Source organism: Citrobacter sp. RHBSTW-00599 (assembly GCF_013784065.1).
GTDB classification, from domain to species: Bacteria; Pseudomonadota; Gammaproteobacteria; order Enterobacterales; family Enterobacteriaceae; genus Citrobacter; species Citrobacter braakii.
In genome coordinates, this window is sequence record NZ_CP056717.1 from 1,398,175 (window position 1) to 1,412,025 (window position 13,851).

Annotated in this window: 12 protein-coding genes; 11 read left to right on the top strand and 1 reads right to left on the bottom strand. The window is 53.4% G+C overall.

All coding sequences use genetic code 11. The features are described from left to right. Positions 1-77: 77 nt before the first annotated feature. The 11 genes from ndk (at position 78) to HV243_RS06635 (ending at position 12,405) form a co-directional block, all read left to right on the top strand. Positions 78-509, top strand: a complete 432-nt coding sequence (ndk, locus tag HV243_RS06585; protein WP_053388671.1) for a nucleoside-diphosphate kinase — start codon at positions 78-80, stop codon at positions 507-509. Between the two features lie 256 nt (positions 510-765). Further along, positions 766-1,932, top strand: a complete 1,167-nt coding sequence (locus tag HV243_RS06590) for a bifunctional tRNA (adenosine(37)-C2)-methyltransferase TrmG/ribosomal RNA large subunit methyltransferase RlmN (protein WP_016154002.1) — start codon at positions 766-768, stop codon at positions 1,930-1,932. A 284-nt stretch (positions 1,933-2,216) separates the two neighbouring features. Continuing rightward, on the top strand, positions 2,217-3,206 hold the full coding sequence (gene rodZ / locus HV243_RS06595; protein ID WP_016154001.1) for a cytoskeleton protein RodZ: 990 nt from the start codon (positions 2,217-2,219) through the stop codon (positions 3,204-3,206). Between the two features lie 26 nt (positions 3,207-3,232). Beyond that, positions 3,233-4,351, top strand: coding sequence for a flavodoxin-dependent (E)-4-hydroxy-3-methylbut-2-enyl-diphosphate synthase (gene ispG / locus HV243_RS06600; RefSeq protein WP_053388670.1), 1,119 nt, complete (start codon positions 3,233-3,235; stop codon positions 4,349-4,351). 110 nt (positions 4,352-4,461) lie between these two features. Further along, entirely contained in the window at positions 4,462-5,736 is a 1,275-nt protein-coding gene (gene hisS, locus HV243_RS06605) for a histidine--tRNA ligase (RefSeq protein WP_019077380.1), read from the top strand. A gap of 13 nt (positions 5,737-5,749) precedes the next feature. Further along, entirely contained in the window at positions 5,750-6,370 is a 621-nt protein-coding gene (locus HV243_RS06610) for a YfgM family protein (RefSeq protein ID WP_016157128.1), read from the top strand. A 10-nt stretch (positions 6,371-6,380) separates the two neighbouring features. Continuing rightward, positions 6,381-7,559 carry an outer membrane protein assembly factor BamB gene (gene bamB, locus HV243_RS06615; protein ID WP_016153997.1) on the top strand — a complete coding sequence of 393 codons (1,179 nt, stop codon included), beginning with the start codon at positions 6,381-6,383 and terminating at the stop codon, positions 7,557-7,559. Between the two features lie 118 nt (positions 7,560-7,677). Next, complete coding sequence (gene der, locus HV243_RS06620) at positions 7,678-9,150, top strand: ribosome biogenesis GTPase Der (protein ID WP_016153996.1); 1,473 nt, start codon at positions 7,678-7,680, stop codon at positions 9,148-9,150. Between the two features lie 300 nt (positions 9,151-9,450). Beyond that, complete coding sequence (locus tag HV243_RS06625) at positions 9,451-10,992, top strand: peptide MFS transporter (RefSeq protein WP_047358235.1); 1,542 nt, start codon at positions 9,451-9,453, stop codon at positions 10,990-10,992. A 63-nt stretch (positions 10,993-11,055) separates the two neighbouring features. Next, positions 11,056-12,138, top strand: coding sequence for a Gfo/Idh/MocA family oxidoreductase (locus HV243_RS06630; RefSeq protein ID WP_053388668.1), 1,083 nt, complete (start codon positions 11,056-11,058; stop codon positions 12,136-12,138). 51 nt (positions 12,139-12,189) lie between these two features. Continuing rightward, positions 12,190-12,405, top strand: coding sequence for a zinc ribbon domain-containing protein (locus tag HV243_RS06635; protein WP_016157125.1), 216 nt, complete (start codon positions 12,190-12,192; stop codon positions 12,403-12,405). On the opposite strand, the gene xseA is transcribed toward HV243_RS06635, so the two are convergent. Beyond that, the gene (xseA, locus tag HV243_RS06640) at positions 12,402-13,775 is read right to left on the bottom strand and encodes an exodeoxyribonuclease VII large subunit (protein ID WP_053388667.1); all 1,374 of its coding nucleotides are present in this window, start codon (positions 13,773-13,775) and stop codon (positions 12,402-12,404) included. The genes HV243_RS06635 and xseA overlap by 4 nt on opposite strands. Positions 13,776-13,851 lie beyond the last annotated feature (76 nt).

The following is a 13,851-nucleotide window of genomic DNA, read 5'->3' on the forward strand; positions in this document are numbered from 1 at the left end:
CAATAGTCAATTGCCGGGATGCTCTTTATAATCCGCGCCAGGTAAACAACAACAAAACATCTTTTTCAGAGGTAATCATGGCTATTGAACGTACTTTTTCCATCATCAAACCAAACGCGGTGGCAAAAAACGTTATTGGGAGCATCTTTGCGCGCTTTGAAGCAGCAGGGTTCAAAATTGTCGGTACTAAAATGCTGCACCTGACCGTTGAGCAGGCGCGTGGCTTCTATGCTGAGCATGATGGTAAGCCGTTCTTTGACGGTCTGGTTGAATTCATGACCTCCGGTCCAATCGTTGTTTCTGTTCTGGAAAGCGAAAATGCCGTACAGCGTCACCGTGATCTGCTGGGTGCAACCAACCCGGCGAATGCGCTGGCGGGTACTCTGCGTGCAGACTACGCTGATAGCTTCACTGAGAACGGTACTCACGGTTCCGACTCCGTTGAATCTGCCGCGCGTGAAATCGCCTATTTCTTCGGTGAAGGCGAGGTTTGCCCGCGCAGGCGCTAATCTCCTGCGTCTTTCACATCGCATCGTTTTCTATGCTTTCGGGGAGGCTCGAACGTGTAGCTTTCCTGCGATGCGAAATCCTTTGGAGAGGAATTAGCGATTTACATATTATTTTCGCTAATGCTTCGTGCAAACGTGGCATCCCTGCGCCAGACTTTGTACAATGCAACGCCCCGGAAGAGCAGAACGCTTGCCGGGGCGTTTCTTTTTAACCCTCCACGGGCCACAACGTGTAACAACGAGGCCGGAAAAAATTATGTCTGAATTAGTTAACACCTCTGAAGTCGTCATTCCTGCGGTTCCAAATAAAAATGGAAAAATTAACCTGCTGGATCTGAACCGTCAGCAAATGCGCGAATTCTTCAAAGATATGGGTGAAAAACCGTTTCGTGCCGATCAGGTCATGAAGTGGATGTACCACTATTGCAGCGACAACTTTGATGACATGACTGACATCAATAAAGTGCTGCGTAACAAGCTGAAAGAAGTGGCTGAAATTCGCGCCCCGGAAGTGGTGGAAGAGCAGCGTTCCTCTGACGGTACGATCAAATGGGCCATCGCGGTTGGCGATCAGCGCGTAGAAACCGTGTATATCCCGGAAGACGATCGCGCGACCCTGTGTGTTTCTTCACAGGTCGGTTGCGCATTAGAGTGTAAATTCTGCTCTACGGCGCAACAGGGCTTTAACCGTAACCTGCGGGTGTCGGAAATCATTGGTCAGGTCTGGCGTGCGGCGAAAATCGTCGGTGCGGTGAAAGCAACGGGCGTGCGTCCTATCACTAACGTGGTGATGATGGGGATGGGCGAGCCGCTGCTCAACCTGACCAACGTGGTGCCAGCGATGGAAATCATGCTGGATGACTTCGGTTTTGGGCTGTCCAAGCGTCGCGTCACGCTCTCCACCTCAGGCGTTGTCCCTGCGCTGGATAAGCTGGGCGATATGATTGATGTCGCGCTGGCGATTTCTCTGCATGCGCCGAACGATGAAATTCGTGACGAAATTGTACCTATCAACAAAAAGTACAATATCGAAACATTCCTTGGCGCGGTTCGTCGTTATCTGGAGAAGTCCAACGCTAACCAGGGTCGTGTGACCATTGAGTATGTGATGTTAGATCACATCAATGATGGTACTGAACACGCGCATCAGTTGGCAGAGCTGCTGAAAGATACGCCGTGTAAGATTAACCTGATCCCGTGGAACCCGTTCCCAGGCGCGCCATATGGCCGTAGCTCTAACAGCCGTATCGATCGTTTCTCCAAAGTGTTGATGAGCTATGGTTTCACTACCATCGTGCGTAAAACACGTGGAGATGACATCGATGCAGCCTGCGGTCAGCTGGCGGGTGACGTTATCGACCGTACCAAGCGTACTCTGCGTAAGCGTATGCAGGGCGACGCTATCGATATCAAGACCGTTTGATGTTGAGTGCACTACGGTATAATTCATGTACCGTAGTGCAACGTAAGCCAAATGAGGTTCTTTGTTGTTTTCGTGAGGTCAATAATAACGGTGCGTTTTTGTCGACTTTAAGGCAGTATGTAACGGCGCAACAAGCCTTTAGCCCTCAGGTTTACGTTGTTTTGTCTTTGATAGTCTGACCGTTTTATACTGTCTGACGAAGGTTAACTGACCAGATGTTTCGCGGTGTGGGTGAGCATTGTGGCTCGCCGGCATCAGAACCCAAATTTACGCAGCTGTAGCGAATGAATACTGAAGCCACGCACGACAAAAATGAAGCACTATCCACCGGCGTTCGTCTGCGCAATGCCCGTGAACAACTCGGATTCAGCCAGCAGGCAGTCGCGGAGCGACTTTGCCTGAAGGTCTCCACGGTACGTGATATTGAAGAAGATAAGGCACCAGCCGATCTCGCTTCAACATTCCTGCGCGGTTATATCCGTTCTTATGCGCGTCTGGTGCATATTCCTGAAGAAGAACTGTTGCCAGGGCTGGAAAAACAGGCTCCGATTCGCCCAGCCAAAGTCGCACCGATGCAGAGCTTCTCGCTCGGTAAGCGTCGTAAAAAACGCGACGGCTGGTTAATGACCTTTACCTGGCTGGTGCTGTTTGTCGTTGTCGGACTGACGGGAGCCTGGTGGTGGCAGAACCATAAAGCGCAGCAGGAAGAGATCACCACCATGGCCGATCAATCCTCCGCTGAGCTGAATGCCGGTAAAGATGGTGCGCAGAACGTACCGTTAGATACCAGCGCCGCAGCGGGCCAGGATACTACCCCGGCTCCAGACGATGGCGCGGTGGCGGACGCAGCGCCTACGCCAGATGTTGCTGCGACCCCGGCACCTGCCGCTGATGCGCAGCAGAATGCCGTTGTGGCACCTTCTCAGGCTAACGTCGATACAGCAACTGCTGCGCCAGCTACCGCGGCGCCGCTGCCGACTGACCAGGCGGGTGTCACTACCCCAGCCGCCGATCCTAACGCACTGGTAATGAACTTTACCGCCGATTGCTGGCTGGAAGTGACCGATGCGACCGGAAAAAAACTGTTCAGTGGTATGCAGCGTAAGGACGGCAATCTGAATCTGACGGGTCAGGCGCCGTACAAACTGAAAATTGGCGCTCCGGCGGCAGTGCAGATTCAGTTCCAGGGTAAACCTGTCGATCTGAGTCGTTTTATCAGAACTAACCAGGTTGCGCGTCTGACCGTTAATGCCGAACAATCACCGGCTCAGTAACAGACGGCAATGCGGGAGATTTTTTAATGCATAACCAGGCTCCAATTCAACGTAGAAAATCGACACGCATTTACGTTGGGAACGTGCCGATCGGCGATGGCGCGCCCATCGCCGTACAGTCTATGACCAATACGCGTACCACAGATGTGGATGCGACGGTTAATCAGATCAAAGCGCTGGAACGCGTCGGCGCAGATATTGTTCGTGTCTCTGTACCGACAATGGATGCCGCAGAAGCGTTCAAGCTTATCAAACAGCAGGTTAATGTCCCGCTGGTTGCCGATATTCACTTCGACTATCGTATCGCGCTGAAGGTGGCGGAATACGGCGTCGATTGCCTGCGTATCAACCCAGGCAATATCGGTAATGAAGAGCGTATCCGCATGGTAGTGGACTGCGCTCGTGATAAAAATATTCCTATCCGTATCGGCGTCAACGCCGGATCGCTGGAAAAAGATCTGCAGGAAAAATACGGTGAACCGACGCCGCAGGCGCTGCTGGAATCCGCTATGCGCCATGTGGATCACCTCGATCGTCTGAACTTCGATCAATTCAAAGTCAGCGTTAAAGCGTCTGACGTTTTCCTCGCCGTAGAATCCTATCGCCTGCTGGCGAAACAGATCGATCAACCGCTGCATTTGGGGATCACCGAAGCCGGTGGTGCACGCAGTGGGGCGGTAAAATCAGCGATCGGTTTAGGATTGCTGTTGTCCGAAGGGATCGGCGATACGCTGCGTGTCTCTCTGGCAGCGGATCCGGTGGAAGAGATCAAGGTTGGCTTCGATATACTGAAATCGCTGCGCATTCGTGCGCGCGGGATCAACTTTATCGCCTGCCCAACCTGCTCGCGTCAGGAGTTCGACGTTATCGGTACGGTTAACGCGCTGGAACAACGTCTGGAAGATATCATTACGCCAATGGATGTTTCGATCATCGGCTGCGTGGTGAACGGTCCTGGCGAAGCGCTGGTTTCTACGCTGGGCGTGACGGGTGGTAACAAGAAAAGCGGTCTGTATGAAGACGGCGTGCGTAAGGATCGACTCGATAACGACGATATGATTACGCAGCTTGAAGCCCGCATTCGCGCCAAAGCGAGTATCCTGGACGAAGCGCGTCGTATCGACGTGCAGCAGCTTGAAAAATAACAACGTGATGGGAAGCGGCGTGCTTCCCGTGTATGATTGAACCCGCATGGCGCCCGCATTGTTCGGGTTAGCGCTGAGGGTTCATTTTTATATTCATAAAGAGAATAAACGTGGCAAAAAACATTCAAGCCATTCGCGGCATGAACGATTATCTGCCTGGCGAAACCGCCATCTGGCAGCGCATTGAAGGCACTCTCAAAAACGTGCTCGGTAGCTACGGTTACAGTGAAATCCGCTTGCCGATTGTAGAGCAGACCCCGTTATTCAAACGCGCGATCGGTGAAGTCACCGACGTGGTTGAAAAAGAGATGTATACCTTTGAAGACCGTAATGGCGACAGCCTGACGTTGCGTCCTGAAGGGACTGCGGGCTGCGTACGCGCCGGCATCGAACATGGTCTCCTGTACAATCAGGAACAGCGTCTGTGGTATATCGGGCCGATGTTCCGCCACGAACGTCCGCAAAAAGGGCGCTATCGTCAATTCCATCAGCTGGGTGTTGAAGTGTTTGGCCTGCAAGGCCCGGACATCGATGCTGAACTGATTATGCTGACCGCTCGCTGGTGGCGCGCGCTGGGTATTTCTCAGCATGTCAGCCTTGAGCTGAACTCAATTGGTTCGCTTGAAGCCCGCGCTAACTACCGTGATGCGCTGGTCGCCTACCTGGAACAGCACAAAGAGAAACTGGACGAAGACTGCAAGCGCCGTATGTACACTAACCCGCTGCGCGTTCTCGACTCCAAAAACCCGGAAGTACAGGCGCTGCTCAACGACGCACCTGCGCTGGGCGACTATCTTGATGACGACTCTCGCGAGCACTTTGCGGGCCTGTGCAAACTGCTGGAATCCGCAGGTATTGCCTACACCGTCAATCAGCGTCTGGTTCGTGGTCTTGATTATTACAACCGCACCGTATTTGAGTGGGTCACCAGCAGCCTGGGCTCTCAGGGTACAGTGTGTGCCGGTGGGCGTTACGACGGTCTGGTAGAGCAACTTGGCGGTCGCGCAACGCCGGCCGTAGGCTTTGCCATGGGTCTGGAACGACTTGTTTTGTTGGTTCAGGCAGTTAATCCGGAATTTAACGCAGATCCTGTTGTCGATATATACCTGGTCGCTTCGGGGGCGGATACGCAGTCGGCGGCAATGCGGCTTGCAGAACGTCTGCGCGATGAAGTTCCTGGTGTGAAACTGATGACAAACCACGGTGGCGGCAACTTTAAGAAACAGTTCGCCCGCGCCGACAAGTGGGGCGCCCGCGTTGCACTGGTACTGGGCGAGTCCGAAGTGGCTGACGGTACTGTTGTAGTGAAGGATTTGCGCTCTGGTGAGCAAACGGCAGTAGCGCAGGATAGCGTTGCCGCGCATTTGCGCACTCTACTGGGCTAAGGAGAAGGACAGCGTGGAAATTTACGAGAACGAAAACGACCAGATTGATGCAGTAAAACGCTTCTTTGCTGAAAACGGCAAAGCGCTGGCTGTTGGGGTCATTTTAGGGGTTGGCGCGCTGGTTGGCTGGCGTTACTGGACCAGCCATCAGACGGAGTCCGCACGCTCTGCTTCTCTGGCATATCAAAATACGGTGACTGCGGTTAGCGCGGGTAAACCGGATAGTCTTCCTGCTGCAGAGAAATTTGCCGCAGAAAACAAAAATACCTACGGCGCGTTAGCTTCACTGGAACTGGCGCAGCAGTTTGTTGACCAAAATGAACTTGAGAAAGCCGCAAGCCAGCTGCAACAAGGCTTAGCAGCGACCAGCGATGAGAATCTCAAAGCGGTGATTAACCTGCGTCTGGCTCGTGTTCAGGTTCAGCTTAAACAGGCTGATACCGCGCTGAAAACACTCGACACCATTAAAGGTGAAGGGTGGACGGCCATTGTTGCCGACCTGCGCGGTGAAGCATTGCTGAGCAAAGGCGATAAACAAGGTGCGCGTAGCGCATGGGAAGCGGGCGTGAAAAGCGATGCCTCTCCTGCTCTGAGCGAAATGATGCAGATGAAAATCAATAATTTGTCCATCTGAGAGGGACCCGATGCAATTGCGTAAATTACTTCTGCCAGGGCTGCTTTCCGTTACCCTATTGAGCGGCTGTTCACTGTTTAGTGGCGAAGAAGATGTCGTTAAGATGTCCCCATTACCGGTGGTTGAAAACCAGTTTACTCCGTCTACGGACTGGAGCACCTCTGTAGGTAACGGTATTGGTGATTTCTATTCCAATCTTCATCCTGCGCTGGCGGATAACGTTGTCTATGCAGCCGATCGCGCCGGCGTCGTTAAGGCGTTAAATGCGGACGACGGCAAAGAAGTCTGGTCTGTTAATCTGGGTGAGAAAGACGGCTGGTTCTCCCGCGCATCTGCACAGCTTTCTGGCGGTGTAACCGTGTCCGGTGGCCATGTTTACATTGGCAGCGAAAAAGCGCAGGTTTATGCGCTGAACACCAGCGATGGTACCACCGCATGGCAGACGAAAGTTGCCGGTGAAGCGCTGTCTCGTCCTGTTGTGAGCGATGGCGTGGTATTAATCCACACCAGTAACGGTCAGTTGCAGGCCTTGAACGAAGCTGACGGCGCTATCAAATGGACCGTTAACCTCGACATGCCTTCTCTGTCTCTGCGCGGCGAATCTGCCCCAGCGACCGCCTTTGGCGCAGCTATCGTTGGCGGTGATAACGGCCGCGTAAGCGCCGTGCTGATGCAGCAGGGCCAGATGATTTGGCAGCAGCGTATTTCTCAGGCGACAGGTCCAACGGAAATCGATCGTCTGAGCGACGTTGATACCACGCCGGTTATCGTCAATGGCGTTGTCTACGCGCTGGCTTATAATGGTAACCTGACGGCGCTGGATCTGCGCAGCGGTCAGATCATGTGGAAACGTGAACTGGGCTCAGTGAATGATTTCATCGTCGACGGTAACCGTATCTACCTGGTTGACCAGAACGACCGTGTACTGGCGCTGACCACCGACGGCGGTGTGACGCTGTGGACGCAAAGCGATCTGCTGCACCGTCTGCTGACGTCCCCGGTATTGTATAACGGCAATCTGGTCGTGGGTGATAGCGAAGGCTACCTGCACTGGATTAACGTTGACGATGGCCGCTTTGTCGCCCAGCAGAAAGTTGACAGCTCTGGTTTCCTGACCGAGCCGGTCTCTGCTGATGGTAAACTGCTGATCCAGGCGAAAGACGGTACGCTGTACTCTATTACGCGTTAATCGTCCCGGCCGCTCGCTTTGAAAAACGGCTCCTGGTGCAGGGGCCGTTTTACTGTTTTTAACAACGGCGCAAAAAATGTGCCCGTTGTCTGATGATTTATTAAATGAGGCTTTAAACATGGTACCTGTGGTCGCGCTTGTCGGGCGCCCTAACGTTGGCAAATCCACGTTATTTAACCGTCTAACTCGCACCCGAGATGCGCTGGTTGCGGATTTCCCGGGTCTGACTCGTGACCGTAAGTACGGTCGTGCGGAAATTGAAGGCCGCGAGTTTATCTGTATTGATACCGGCGGTATTGATGGCACCGAAGACGGTGTAGAAACCCGCATGGCGGAACAGTCGCTGTTGGCGATCGAAGAAGCGGACGTTGTGCTGTTCATGGTAGATGCGCGTGCTGGCCTGATGCCTGCGGATGAAGCCATTGCGAAACATCTGCGTTCGCGCCAGAAACCGACGTTCCTGGTAGCCAACAAAACTGACGGACTCGATCCTGATCAGGCGGTCGTCGATTTCTACTCGCTGGGTCTGGGTGAAATTTATCCGATCGCGGCATCCCATGGTCGTGGTGTTCTCAGCCTGCTGGAGCATGTTCTGCTGCCGTGGATGGATGACGTTGCTCCTCAGGAAGAAGTGGATGAAGATGCAGAATATTGGGCGCAACTGGAAGCCGAAGAGAACGGTGAAGAGGAGCCTGAAGACGACTTCAATCCGCAGGACCTGCCGATCAAACTGGCGATTGTTGGTCGCCCGAACGTAGGTAAGTCCACGCTTACTAACCGTATTCTCGGCGAAGACCGCGTAGTGGTTTACGACATGCCGGGGACCACGCGTGACAGTATTTATATCCCGATGCAACGCGATGAGCGCGAATATGTGCTCATCGATACCGCGGGCGTGCGTAAGCGCGGCAAAATTACCGAAGCAGTAGAAAAATTCTCAGTTATCAAAACGCTGCAGGCGATTGAAGATGCCAACGTGGTGATGCTGGTGATTGATGCGCGCGAAGGTATTTCCGATCAGGACCTGTCGCTGCTGGGCTTTATCCTCAATAGTGGGCGTTCACTTGTAATTGTGGTCAACAAGTGGGATGGCCTGACGCAGGAAGTGAAAGAGCAGGTCAAAGAGACTTTGGACTTCCGTCTGGGCTTTATTGATTTTGCGCGTGTACACTTCATCTCTGCGCTGCACGGCAGCGGCGTGGGTAATCTGTTTGAATCGGTCCGCGAAGCGTATGACAGCTCTACCCGTCGCGTTAGCACCGCGATGCTGACGCGCATTATGACTATGGCGGCAGAAGATCATCAGCCGCCGCTGGTGCGTGGTCGTCGTGTGAAGCTGAAATATGCCCACGCCGGTGGTTATAACCCACCAATCGTGGTGATTCACGGCAACCAGGTCAAAGACCTGCCGGATTCCTACAAGCGCTATCTGATGAACTATTTCCGTAAGTCTTTGGATGTAATGGGGACGCCGATCCGCATTCAGTTCAAAGAAGGGGAAAACCCGTTTGCGAACAAGCGTAATACGCTGACGCCGACGCAGATGCGCAAACGTAAGCGTTTGATAAAACACATCAAAAAAAGCAAGTAACCGTTGCTGATGCTGATAAAAACCCGTGCTTGTCGCGGGTTTTTTTTCGAAGTTTCATCGCCAGCCTCAGCCCGTGCGATGTCAATCACTATTCATTTTTTACCAAGTTTAAATCTAAGAAAGTAGACATTTGTCGAGTTTTCGTCTTAAAGTCCGGGGGCTGGTACTAGACAAAACTAGCCTTAGGTTATCAAATGGTTAAATAAATTTTCGCCGCATGTAAAAAATCGGTCAGATACGTAACTGGCTGGCGTACATCGCGGTGTTTACACACACGACGACATAACTTTCGGGAGAATTATGCAATCCTCTGTTAATCAAAAAGAAAGCCGAACTTTCTTCGGCCATCCTTATCCGCTCGGCTCGCTGTTCTTCACAGAGATGTGGGAGCGCTTCTCGTTTTATGGCATTCGCCCGTTACTGATCCTGTTTATGGCTGCTACCGTTTATGACGGCGGCATGGGGCTGGCACGTGAAAATGCCTCGGCGATTGTGGGTATCTTTGCCGGTACGATGTACCTCGCTGCGCTGCCGGGTGGCTGGCTGGCTGATAACTGGCTCGGCCAACAGAAAGCGGTGTGGTACGGTTCCATCCTGATTGCCCTCGGCCATCTGTCAATTGCGCTCTCCGCCATTATGGGGAACAACCTGTTCTTTATTGGTCTGATGTTTATCGTGCTCGGCTCCGGTCTGTTTAAGACCTGTATTTCGGTCATGGTTGGCACGCTGTATAAAAAAGGCGATGCGCGTCGCGACGGCGGTTTCTCGCTGTTCTACATGGGCATCAACATGGGGTCGTTTATCGCGCCGCTGATTTCCGGCTGGCTGATTAAAACCCATGGCTGGCACTGGGGCTTTGGCATCGGTGGTATCGGGATGTTGGTGGCGTTGATCATTTTCCGTGTATTTGCCGTTCCATCAATGAAACGCTACGACAGCGAAGTGGGGCTCGACTCCACCTGGAATAGCCCGGTAGTGAAACGTAACGGCGTGGGCGCGTGGCTGTTGGCGCTGGCTGTCGGTGCGGCGGTTATCGTTACGCTGATAGCGCAAGGCGTGATTGTAATTAATCCGGTCGCGGTTGCCAGCATGCTGGTGTACGTGATTGCAGCCTCCGTTGCGCTCTACTTTATCTACCTGTTCATCTTTGCCGGTCTGAACCGTAAAGAGCGCGCCAGACTGCTGGTCTGCTTTATCCTGCTGGTTTCCGCCGCGTTCTTCTGGTCCGCGTTTGAGCAGAAGCCAACCTCATTCAACCTGTTCGCCAACGACTACACTAACCGTATGATCGGTGATTTTGAAATCCCGGCGGTCTGGTTCCAGTCGATAAACGCGCTGTTTATTATCCTGCTGGCACCGGTATTCAGTTGGGCATGGCCGAAGCTGGCAAGCATGAATATTCGCCCGAGTAGCATCACCAAGTTTGTTATCGGTATCCTCTTTGCGGCGGCAGGCTTCGGTCTGATGATGATGGCGGCGCAAAACGTTCTCAGTAACGGCGGGGCAGGCGTTTCTCCATTCTGGCTGGTGGGCAGTATCCTGATGCTGACGCTTGGCGAGCTGTGCCTGAGTCCGATCGGTCTGGCGACAATGACGCTGCTGGCGCCGGAAAGAATGCGCGGGCAGATGATGGGCCTGTGGTTCTGCGCCAGTGCGCTGGGCAACCTGGCCGCAGGTTTGATTGGCGGTCATGTGAAGGCTGACCAACTGGATATGCTGCCGGATCTCTTCGCACGCTGCTCGATTGCGCTGCTGATCTGCGCTGCGGTACTGATCATCCTCATTGTTCCGATTCGTCGCATGCTGGAGAATACGCAAACTAAACCGGCAACTAGCGCCTGATAACACCTCGATTGTGCCGGGGCAGACGTTATGTCCCGGCTATTCAATTAACGAGGTAAGAGCATGCTGTTAGGATTTGTTGGGCTTGGTGCAGTCGTTGAAACGGCATACTTGCCCGCATTACGTAATATGTTCGGTGATGCACTACGCTGTGTGGGATTTGATGTTCAATCCGCAAAGCAGCCCGCAGACGTGACACGCTGTGCGTCGCTCGCTGAACTTCTTGCAATGCCGCTTGATACCCTGTTTATTACCACCGCATCCCTGCATCACCTCGATGTGCTTGAACAGGCGCTGGCGGCTCCCATCGCTCGTATTGTGGTCGAAAAGCCTATTGTCGCCACGCTTTCCCAAATTGAAAAACTGAAAACGCTGCTGACTCAACCGGATGCTGCCAACCGCGTGCTGGCACTCGACCATTGGATGGCACGCAATGGTGCAATGCAGCTGGCGTTGGGCAAACTCGGAGCGCAGTGGCAGGGCGATATTCCACAACAGGCACTTGTCTCTCACTTTTCACACATTGCTAAAATCGACGGTTTTTTGCAGGAACCGAGCGGGTTTAATGCTGTTGGAGAACCTATTGCGCTAAACTTTGCCACCGGTGAGCCGGATACCCGTGAGCTTCGTCATCCGGACGGTGTGATTCTGGACATTGGCACACATGTACTGGCAATGCTGCGTGAAACAGTGCGTTACCTGGGCGGTAATGACAGTATGACCTTGCAGGTGAAAAGCTCTAAAGACCGTCTGGGACGTAATATTGTAGAGGGCGACCTGACCACAGCAGAAGGAGAGGCGCATCTGCAGGGACAGATTAGCGGCATTCCGCTGGACATCTGGCTGAATAAATACGCGGGGCCGGCTGGCGGACAAAAAGGCTTGCGCCTTTGTCTGCGCGATGGTCGTGTCATTAGCCATGATCGCCGTGGTGTCGAGGATGTGCTCGAATTGATTGACGGTGATGTTGTACAACGCTGGAGTCTGCCTGGTAGTGTATATGCCCATTGTCTGGCGGAGCATATTCTGGGCGCGCAAAGTCTGTTTGAACGCAGTCCACAGGAAGTGAGCCGCACGACGCAGCGCAGGCTGGAGGAAGTGGAGTGCCTGTTAACGTTACAGCAGCAGTTACGCGGGCGGCATTAAACGCATCGTGTTAAACTCAGCGCAGTAATGGATCCCTGTACTGGAGTCGCTATGTCTATTATTTGCCCGGATTGTCATGCAGAGCTGGAGCCGCAAAACGGTATGGCGCACTGTGATAACTGTAATAAAGATATTCAGTTAGAAGCGCACTGCCCGGAGTGCAATCAGCCGCTGCAGGTGCTTAAAGCCTGTGGTGCGGTGGATTATTTCTGCCAGAACGGTCATGGCCTTATCTCGAAGAAACGCGTGGCGTTTGTGCCGCTTTAATCCTGTTTTTTCCTGCGTGTTTTCTTTGTCTTCGTGACAGCTCTCACTTCGCTTTCCACCCATCCGTCAGACAGGCGGGTGGTGAGCACATCACCTGCTGTAACCTGTTTAGTCTGTTTCAGCACTTCACCCTCTTTTGCGGTCGTCACGCTATAACCGCGCGCCAGTGTAGCCAGTGGGCTGACTGCCTCAAGATGGGTAACCGCGTTGCCAAAACGCTCGCGCTGTTCGCTTAAACGCGCACGGATATTTTCCGCCAGGCGGTATTCCAGCTGCTGAATGCGTGTTTGCGCACGGTAAATACGCGGCTGCGGGTTTTGCTGATTCAGACGCTGCAGCATGCGCTGCTGACGCTGATTTGCCTGTTTAATCTTATTCTCAAGTGCGAAGTTCATTCTCTGACGCAGTCGTTCCAGCACGGTCTGCTGACGGGCCAGACGCAGTTGCGGATGCTGCTGTTGCAAGCGGTGATGAAGCTGGGTAAACCGACGAGTACGATTGGCGAGGTAGTAGTCCATCGCCATCTCCAGACGCTGCTGACCATGCTGTATTTGACGCAGCAGTTCAAGCTGATTACGGCTGACAATTTCTGCTGCCGCCGACGGCGTAGGTGCCCGTAAATCTGCAATAAAATCGGCAATAGTGACATCGGTTTCATGGCCGACGGCGCTGACGACTGGAATGCGGCTGGCAAAGATCGCCCGTGCTACACGTTCGTCGTTAAAGCTCCACAAATCTTCCAGCGAGCCGCCGCCGCGCCCGACGAGCAGCACATCGCACTCGCCCCGCGCGTTCGCCAGTTCAATGGCCCGAACGATCTGCCCTGGCGCATCATCGCCCTGGACTGCGGTCGGGTAGATAATAACGGGCAGGGAAGGGTCGCGACGCTTCAGGACGTGGAGAATATCGTGCAGCGCGGCGCCGGTTTTAGAGGTGATTACCCCGACGCAGTGGGCCGGTGAAGGCAGCGTTTTTTTGAACTGCTGATCGAATAGCCCTTCAGCCTTCAGTTTGGCCTTGAGTTGTTCATATTTTTGCTGCAGCAAACCTTCGCCCGCTGGCTGCATGCTCTCAACAATTATCTGATAGTCGCCGCGCGGCTCGTACAATGTAATGTTGGCGCGTACCAGTACCTGCTGACCGTGCTGTGGTCGGAACGTTACCCGGCGATTGCTGTTGCGAAACATCGCGCAGCGTACCTGAGCGGTGTCATCTTTGAGCGTGAAATACCAGTGACCGGAGGACGGCTGAGTGAAATTCGAAATTTCACCGCTGATCCACACTTGTCCCATTTCCTGCTCAAGCAGCAAACGAACCGTCTGATTCAGGCGGCTTACGGTAAAAATTGAGGTGGTCTGAGAGGATAACATGTGAGCGGGATCAAATTCTAAATCAGCAAGTTATTCAGTCGAAAGTAACATGCTCACAGAGGAGCGCAAGGTTTTT

Coding starts and splice junctions, on each gene's coding strand:
- xseA (WP_053388667.1), bottom strand. CDS start 13,775: ATGTTATCCTCTCAGACCACCTCAATTTTTACCGTAAGCCGCCTGAAT.
- ndk (WP_053388671.1), top strand. CDS start 78: ATGGCTATTGAACGTACTTTTTCCATCATCAAACCAAACGCGGTGGCA.
- HV243_RS06625 (WP_047358235.1), top strand. CDS start 9,451: ATGCAATCCTCTGTTAATCAAAAAGAAAGCCGAACTTTCTTCGGCCAT.
- HV243_RS06630 (WP_053388668.1), top strand. CDS start 11,056: ATGCTGTTAGGATTTGTTGGGCTTGGTGCAGTCGTTGAAACGGCATAC.
- der (WP_016153996.1), top strand. CDS start 7,678: ATGGTACCTGTGGTCGCGCTTGTCGGGCGCCCTAACGTTGGCAAATCC.
- rodZ (WP_016154001.1), top strand. CDS start 2,217: ATGAATACTGAAGCCACGCACGACAAAAATGAAGCACTATCCACCGGC.
- ispG (WP_053388670.1), top strand. CDS start 3,233: ATGCATAACCAGGCTCCAATTCAACGTAGAAAATCGACACGCATTTAC.
- bamB (WP_016153997.1), top strand. CDS start 6,381: ATGCAATTGCGTAAATTACTTCTGCCAGGGCTGCTTTCCGTTACCCTA.
- HV243_RS06590 (WP_016154002.1), top strand. CDS start 766: ATGTCTGAATTAGTTAACACCTCTGAAGTCGTCATTCCTGCGGTTCCA.
- HV243_RS06635 (WP_016157125.1), top strand. CDS start 12,190: ATGTCTATTATTTGCCCGGATTGTCATGCAGAGCTGGAGCCGCAAAAC.